General features: G+C 66.3%; 1 protein-coding gene. It reads right to left on the bottom strand.

The features are described 5' to 3' along the window. Nucleotides 1-44 precede the first annotated feature (44 nt). Nucleotides 45-1,568, bottom strand: a complete 1,524-nt coding sequence (locus tag AC3FNH_RS32455; protein ID WP_488722994.1) for an ISNCY family transposase — start codon at nt 1,566-1,568, stop codon at nt 45-47. Between the last annotated feature and the right edge of the window lie 114 nt (nt 1,569-1,682).

Here is a 1,682-nt window from a genome sequence, read left to right as displayed (position 1 = left end):
GCGATTGTCCAGCCGGTTTTGAAAGGTCGTCCCGCCAGCTCAATTCAAATGTCGGCACGGGCGTGCTTTTTGTGTGGGTTTTGATGCTTTTGGGGTGTGTCCGTAGGGCAGTGGTGCTGGCCTGACGTGGCCGAGTCCAACTCAGGGTGGGGCGGTTCCTTTGCCGTCGGCAAAGTTAAAATGTCCGCCTTCTGTTGGCGCGGCGCGCCAGCCAACGCGCGCTCCAGATCGAGCCGGTTGATCAGGCGCTGGCGCTTGGTGTTCGGCGCCGGCCGGTGCGGGCGCGGCGGCTCGCCCGCCAGCGTGCGCGACGGCCCGATGGTTTGCCGGCTGTCGCGCAGCGCCTGCACCTGCGCGGCGAGCGCCAGCACGTGCCCGAGCCGCTTGTGCTCGACGACCGCGCCCTGGTCGATCTCGGCGAGCCGGTCATAGGTGGTGTAGGGCAGGGAGGCGCCATCGGCCCACAGCTCGATGTGGCCATCCGGATATTCGGCGACCTCGAGGTAGCGGTGGATCAGGCGCCGGTGCTCGGGGCGGTCCTCGAGCAAATACATCACCTTCTTGTACTGCAAGGTCAGGCTCTGCGAGACCTTGCGCCATTCGCGCCAGCTGAAGATCCGTGCCAGATCCTCATCGCCGCGCAGCGGCCGGTGCGCGTCGAAGTCGCGCTTGGGCACCTTGGCAAAGCGCGCGTTGAAGTCGGCCATGAAGACCGGCGCATAGGCATTGGCGGCGTCCATCGAGCTGATCCCGCGCAGGCGCAGCTCCTTCACCAGGCGGTCCTGCAGGGTGCCGTTCATGCGCTCGACGCGGCCCTTGGCCGGGCTCGAATTGGCGCACAGGATGTCGATGTTCAGCTCGAACAGCGCGCGCCCGAACTGGGTGTAGCCGCGGCCTTCGGCGCTGTCCTTGGCATTGACGCGGAAGATGCCGGCCTTGTCCGAATAGAACGTGAGCGGCTTGCCGTGGCGCTCGACATAGGCGCGCGTGGCCGTGAAATACGCCGGCGTCGACTCGGTCGGCACGAACAAAAGCTGCATCAACTGGCCGGTGGCGTCGTCGACGTAGACCAGCAGCGTGCAGGCCGGCGCCCGGCCCTCGAACCAGGCGTGGTCGCTGCCGTCGATCTGCACCAGCTCGCCCAGGCAGGCGCGGCGGTTGCGCGGCTGGTGCACCTTGGGCGGGCGCAGCTTGCGCGGGACCCAGAAACCGGCGTCAATCATGATCCGGCGCACCGTTTCCGTGGCCAGGTCGATGCCATGGCGCTCGCGCAGCTTCTCGGCGGCCAGGGTCGGGCCGAAGTCGGCGTAGCTGTCGCGGATCAGGCCGCGGACGCGGGATTCGAGTCCGGGCGGCAGCTGGCGATGACCAGGAGCGCCTTGGCGACGATTCTGCAAGCCCGGCGCGCCTTCGCTCTGATACCGACGTAGCAGGCGCAGCGTCTGGCGTGGACTCAGGCCCAGACGAGCCGCCGCAATGCCGGTCTTCAGGTGTCCGTCCGCCAAGGCCTGCAAGACCTTGAGTCGATCCAATTGGCGCATCGTCATGGTGATCGTGTCCGGTCGCATGGCGGCTCCCTGGCAGGCTGCGACTGGACAGGGTACCTTGCCAAGACTCGGACATTTGAATCTGGCTATAAGCGGACATTAGAATCTGGCGCCAACAGCGATGCTACGCATAAT

The sequence above is a fragment of the Cupriavidus sp. 22TCCZM01-5 genome (assembly GCF_057798915.1).
This window is presented reverse-complemented; position numbering and strand designations above follow the sequence as displayed.

Bases quoted from the DNA above. Each gene is read 5' to 3' on its own strand.
- AC3FNH_RS32455 (WP_488722994.1), bottom strand. From the start codon at position 1,568: ATGCGACCGGACACGATCACCATGACGATGCGCCAATTGGATCGACTC.